At 68.4% G+C, this 5791-nt stretch carries 6 protein-coding genes; 2 read left to right on the top strand and 4 right to left on the bottom strand.

The features are described from left to right. Positions 1-176: 176 nt before the first annotated feature. Positions 177-1196: an LLM class flavin-dependent oxidoreductase gene (locus VAE46_RS01985; protein ID WP_322795230.1), complete on the bottom strand. Its 1020-nt coding sequence runs from the start codon at positions 1194-1196 to the stop codon at positions 177-179. 97 nt (positions 1197-1293) lie between these two features. On the opposite strand from VAE46_RS01985, the gene VAE46_RS01980 reads away from it, so the two are divergent. Together VAE46_RS01980 and VAE46_RS01975 are read left to right on the top strand one after the other, a co-directional pair. Beyond that, on the top strand, positions 1294-2013 hold the full coding sequence (locus VAE46_RS01980; RefSeq protein ID WP_322795229.1) for an RsmE family RNA methyltransferase: 720 nt from the start codon (positions 1294-1296) through the stop codon (positions 2011-2013). A gap of 29 nt (positions 2014-2042) precedes the next feature. After that, complete coding sequence (locus tag VAE46_RS01975) at positions 2043-2423, top strand: hypothetical protein (protein WP_322795228.1); 381 nt, start codon at positions 2043-2045, stop codon at positions 2421-2423. Positions 2424-2435: 12 nt separating this feature from the next. Here the strand turns inward: VAE46_RS01975 and VAE46_RS01970 are convergent, their stop codons facing one another. The 3 genes from VAE46_RS01970 to VAE46_RS01960 form a co-directional block, all read right to left on the bottom strand. After that, entirely contained in the window at positions 2436-3329 is an 894-nt protein-coding gene (locus VAE46_RS01970) for an ABC transporter permease (RefSeq protein ID WP_322795227.1), read from the bottom strand. Next, positions 3329-4279 carry an ABC transporter permease gene (locus tag VAE46_RS01965; protein ID WP_322795226.1) on the bottom strand — a complete coding sequence of 317 codons (951 nt, stop codon included), beginning with the start codon at positions 4277-4279 and terminating at the stop codon, positions 3329-3331. The genes VAE46_RS01970 and VAE46_RS01965 overlap by 1 nt, the downstream gene beginning before the upstream one ends. 9 nt (positions 4280-4288) lie before the next feature. Continuing rightward, a partial coding sequence (locus VAE46_RS01960; protein ID WP_322795225.1) for an ABC transporter substrate-binding protein occupies positions 4289-5791 on the bottom strand: 1503 nt, incomplete at its 5' end.

Below are 5791 nucleotides of genomic sequence, written 5' to 3'. Positions count from 1 at the left end.
TGGAGGTGGGAGGTGGGAGGTGGGAGCGGGGAGCCCCTCCGCCGGCCACCCTGCCGCCCGGCCGCCCGGGAGCCAGGGGGAGCCGGGAGCGGGGAGCGGGGAGCCCACCCATCGCATCCGCCCGCCCCGGGAGCGGGGAGCGGGGAGGCCCGCTCCCGGGCGGGTTACGCGTTGGCTCAGGAGACGAGGGTGCCGAGGGTGTGCTCGATCTCCTTGAGGGAGCCCTGGGGCATGGTGATGATGGGCAGGTCGACGCCGAGCTGGCGGCGCTCCTCGAGGCCGGCGGCCACGGTTTCGATGTCGCCGAAGACGGCGGTCTCTTCAAGCATGCGGTCGCCCATGGCGGCCATGATCTCGGGGGTGGTGCCGAAGGGCATGGGCTTGCTGGTCTCGGCGGCCTTGCGCATGGCGGCCACCTCTTCGGCGAAGCCGTTGCGCGCGAGCATTTCGTGGTAAAAGTCGCCCATGTTGGTGACGTACCAGGAGATGGGGCCGGCGGCCTGCACCTTCGCCTTCTCGATGTCGGGGTTGATGACGACGGTGATGTTGGCGACGCACTCAACGGCGTCGGCCGGGCGGCCCGCGGCGGCGGCGGCCCGGGCGATCATCGCCTTGCCTTCCTGGTACTTCGACTTCGGCCAGTAGATCGGCATCCAGCCGTCGGCGCAGGTCGCGAGCGACTGCATGCTCTTCGGCGAAATGGAGGCGACGTAGATGGGGATGTGCTTGCGCACGGGTTCGAAGAGGAGCTTGAAGCCGCGCTGCAGCTTGAAGATTTCGCCGTCGTAGAAGACTTTTTCGCCGCTGATGATGAGGTTGATGATTTCGACGTACTCTTTGGTGCGCTGGATCGGCTTCGAGAACTTTTCGCCGTGCCAGTGTTCGATGACGCGCGAGCCGGAGGTGCCAAGGCCGATGATGACGCGCCCGCCGGAGAGCTCGTCGAGCGTGGCGAAGGTCATGGCGAGGACGGCGGGTGAGCGGCCGAAGACCGGGGCGATGCCGGTGCCGATCTTGATCTTGCTGGTCTGGAGCGCGATCTGGGTGAGGAGCGAGAACTGGTCGCGGCCCCAGGTTTCGGCGGTGAAGACCGCTTCGACGCCGACTTCCTCGGCGACTTTGATCTTTTCGATGGTCTGACGGTTCTGTTCAGGGCTTCCGGTGAATCCGACACCGACGGCCAGGCGCCTGGGCATGAGTACCTCGTTGAGGGGCGTGTCCGTTGCAAGAAGGGACCGACAGCGAGCCTAGCAAACGGGCGGTGGGGGGGCAATTCGGGGTAGGCTGTGGCGCATGGCGCATGTGCCGCGGCTGTACTGGCCCGGGCAGCTGGGCCCGGGCCCGCTGACCATCGAAGGGGAGCCGGCCGCGCGGCTGGCCGGCGTGCTGCGCGCCCGCCCGGGCGATGCGCTGCTGCTCTTCAGCGGCGACGGGCGGGAGTGGGCGGCGGAGGTGCGGGAGGCTGCCCGCGGGCGGGTGCGGGTCGAGGTGACCGGCATCGCGCGGGAGGAGGCGCCGCCGGCGCTGGTGGTCGAGGCGTGGGTGCCGCTCATCCGGGCGCAGCGCTTCGAGTGGGCGGTGGAGAAGTGCACCGAAGCGGGCGCCGACCTGGTCCGGCCGACGGTGCTGGAGTACTGCCAGCGCGGTGATGCCCCTTCGCCGGCAAAGCTGGAGCGGTGGCACCGGATCGCGGCGGAGGCGAGCGAGCAGAGCGGCAGGCTGTTCGTGCCGGTGGTGACCGAGGCGGCGCCGCTGGAGCGGCTGCTCGGGGGCTTCCACGGCAACCTGGTCGCGCTGGAGCGCGAGGGGATGCCGGCGGACGAGGCCGCGCGGCTGCTGCCGTCGCCGGGGCGGGTCGCGGTGGTGTGCGGCCCGGAGGGGGGCTTTTCGCCGGGCGAACTGGCGCAGCTGCGCGCCCGGGGGGCGCTGCTGGTGCGGGCGGGACCGTACATCCTGCGGTCGGAGACGGCGGCGGCGGCAGGGGTGCTGCTCGTGCGGGCGCTGGCCGGCTGAGCCCGGCGAGCGGTGGTATCCTCGAAGCGATGCGACGCGGCGTCACCGGGCTCGGGCTGATGGGGCTGGCGTTTGCCGGCGCGTTCGCGCTGCACGTCGTCGCCGGGGCGCTGGACTGGGCGTGGCTGTTCGGCATCGCGGTGGCGCTCATCTACCTGTTCGCCACGGGCTTCCCGGCGCTGGCGCTCTGGGCGGGACGGCTGCGCTACGGGGAGGATGCGGAGGCGCGGATGACCTACCGCATCGGGACGGTGGTGGGGATGCTGCTGACCCTGGGGACGCTCTGGGCCACGAACGACCGCTCGTTCGGGTTCTGGGTGTTCCTGCTGACGCCGATCCTGGTGGCGGTGGTGAGCGCGCTGCTGCTTACGCTGCGGGCGTGGCGCGAAGGGCAGTTCGCGCGGGCGTAGGGCTGCGCCCGTTCAGCGGCGCAGGCGGGGGTCCCAGATATCGCGCAGGGAATCGCCGAGCAGGTTCGCGCCGAGCACGACAAGGCTGATGGCGATGCCGGGGAAGACGACCACGTGCCAGTAGCCCGTGCGGGCGATCGAGAGGTTCTGGCCGCTCATGTCGCGCCCCCAGGAGACGACATCCGGGCCGAGGCCGAGGAACGAGAGCGCGGATTCGGCGAGGATGGCGCCCCCGAGCGCGCCGCTCATGATGACGATGACGAGGGGGAGGACGTTGGGGACAACGTGGCGGATGAAGATGCGCCATTCGGAGCAGCCGATCGCGCGGGCCGCTTCGACGTAGGTCTGGCGCGCTTCGATGATTGTGGCCGAGCGGAGGACGCGATTGCCGCCGAAGAGGGCGCCGATGGCGATGGCGGCGATGATCGCTTCGATGCCGGGGCCGAGGGCGGCGCGGAGCATGAAGTAGAGGACGAGCGAGGGGAAGGCGGCGAAGGCCTCGCCGGAGCGCTGGATGAGGTAATCGAGCCAGCGGCCGTAGTAGCCGCCGAGGATGCCGAGGAACGACCCGGTGGCGGCGCCGATGAAGATGGCAGCCGAGGAGATGATGAGCGAGACCCGTGCGCCGGCGATGACCCGGCTGAGCATGTCCTGGCCGTTCTGGTTGAGGCCGAAGGGGTGCTGCAGGGACGGACCTTCGAGCGGGCGGCCGACGCTGAGCGCCTCGGGGTCGTAGGGGGCGAGCATCGGCCCGAAGGCGCCGGCAAGGACGAAGAGGACAAGCACGAAGAAGCCGAAGACGCCGGCGGGGTGCTGGCGGGCGGTGCGCCCGAGCCGGCGGAGCACGCCGGGCCGGCGATAGCGGAAGGGGAGGTCGAACGGGGCGGAGGTGGTCGCGGCGGCCATCAGGTGTACTTCACCCGGGGGTCGATGAGGGCGTAGGAGAGGTCGACGAGAAGGTTCATGCCCATCACCACGATGGCGGTGTACAGCACGAGGGTCTGGATCACGGGGAAGTCGCCGGTGACCGAAGAGACGAGGAAGAACTGGCCGAGGCCGTTGATGGAGAAGACCTGTTCGAGGATGAGCGAGCCGAAGAAGAGGGCGGTGACCTGGCTGCCGATGAGGGTGACGATCGGGATGAGGGCGTTGCGCAGGCCGTGCTGGAGCACGACCGCCCGGCCGGGCAGCCCCTTGGCGCGGGCGGTGCGCATGTAATCCTGCCGGAAGACTTCGAGCAGGCTGGAGCGCGTCAGGCGCATCATGGCGGCGGCTCCGCCGATGCCGAGCAGGATGGTGGGCGGCAGGTAGAGCCGCAGGTTTTCGAGCGGGTCGCGGGTGAGCGGGATGTGGCCGCCCACTGGGGGCGAGTAGTTCCACCAGATCGACGGCAGGACGATGAGGAGGATGAGGAGGAAGAAATCGGGGATCGACTGGCCAAAGACCGCGAGGAAGCGGAAGAAGTAATCGACCCCGGAGTTCTGCTTGACCGCGGTGATGACGCCGAAGGTCACGCCGAAGAGCGTGGAGAAGGTAATCGAGAGGACGAGGATTTCGAGGTTGACCGGGAAGCGGCGGACGATTTCGTCCCAGACGGGCTGGCGCGAGCGGAAGGTCTCGCCGAGGTCCCCCCGGGCGACCTGCCCGAGCCAGATGAAGAACTGCTCGACGGCGGGCTTATCGAGGCCGAGCTCGCGCCGGATCTCCTGCTCCTGTTCGAGCGTGGTGTTCTGGTTGACGTAGAGCGTGACGGGGTCGACCGCCCAGGGCATGCGCAGGGTGAAGAAGGCGAGGACGGAGACAATCGCCATGATGAGCGGCACGTAGGCGAGCCGCCGGAGGATGTACTGGCGCATGCCGCCGCCTTACTTGTCGATCCAGACGGTGCCGGCGAAGAGGCCGTAGCTCCCGCGGCCGGTGACGCGACCCTTCACGTAGCCCCAGGTGGCGGAATTGGTGATCGCGATGAACGTCGGGATGAACGGTGCGCCGCGCTCCCAGGCCTTGCGCTGGAGGTCCTGGATGGCCGCCCGCCGCTCGACGTCGTCGAGGATGGTCTTCTGCTGTTTGACCAGCTCGTCCATCTCGTCGTTGCTGTAGCCGGCCCAGTTGGGGCGCCCGCCGATCTGCCTGGCGTAGCCGCCGATGTAGGAGCTGGGGTCGTCGTAGGCGAGCGAGGCGTAGACCATGAAGCCGTCGTACTGGGAGCCGTAGAGGGACTGTTGCAGCCAGCGGCCGAGGTCTTCGCCGACGAGCTTGATTTTCAGCCCGAGGTTCTTTTCGAGCTGGGAGCGGACGATCTGGGCGAACTGCTGGTTGCGGTCGCCGGGGGTGATGTACTTGAGCTCGTACTCTTTGGCGGTGTCGAAGGCGGTGGCGGCGAGGAGTTTCTTCGCCTCGGCGGGGTCGTACTTGCCCCAGGTGTTCTTGAGGTCGTTCTCGGGGAGGGCTTCGCCGAAGGCCGGCGGCACGGGGCCGGAGACCTTGCCTTCTCCGAAGTTCATCAGGTTGATGAGCTCCTGCCGGTCGATGGACATGGAGATGGCCTGGATGACACGGGGGTCGGCCCACTGGCCGTCGCCGCGGGGCAGGACGGTCCAGACCGAGCGGGAGTCTTCGGAATCGATGACGATCCTGTCGCCGTGCTTCCTGACGAGGTCTTCGCGCTCGAGCTTGTTGTTGAGGCCGACGGTGTGGATTTCCTCGGCGGAGAAGGCAGCGAGGGCGGCGGCCTGCTCCTGGATGAGGCGGTATTCCTGCGCGGCGAGGTAGGGCTGGCCGGGGACCCGCCACTTATCGAACCGCTTCAGCTTGAAGTTGGCGCCGTTTTCGTGGCTGACGAATTCGAAGCGGCCGCTGCCGATGAGGTCCTTATCCATGAAGGAGGGGTCCCTGGCGATCTCCTCGGGGAGGATGGAGGAGCCGATGGGGCTGCCGCCGTTGGTAGAGGAGAACGTCCAGGCGTCGACCTGCTTGAGCGTGAAGTTGACGGTGGAGTCATCGACGGCGACGACGCTATCGAGGACCTGCGTCCACCAGGAGGAGTTGGAGATGCGGGTCTGCTGGCGGGCGGCCATGTAGGAGGCGGCGACGTCCTGGGCCTTTACCCGGCGGCCGTTGATCGGCGGCTTGTTGTGGAAGTAGGCCTCACCGATTTTGACCGTGAAGTGGAGCGGGTCGGGCTGTTCGATGGAGGTGGCGAGGAAGTTTTCGCGGACGCCGGTATCGAGGGGCGTGTACCAGAGGTGGTCGAAGATGGTGAAGCCCCAGAGGAGGCCGCTATCGAGGCCGCCATAGGGGTTGATGGTGGCGAAGATGGCGCCCTGGCGGAGCCTGTAGGTGCCGTCCTTCTTGATGTTCTCACCGGG

Source organism: Tepidiforma sp., assembly GCF_034433535.1.
Lineage (GTDB): Bacteria > Chloroflexota > Dehalococcoidia > Tepidiformales > Tepidiformaceae > Tepidiforma.
The sequence above is the reverse complement of the archived record's forward strand: the minus strand, read 5'-3'. Positions and strand labels throughout refer to the sequence as shown.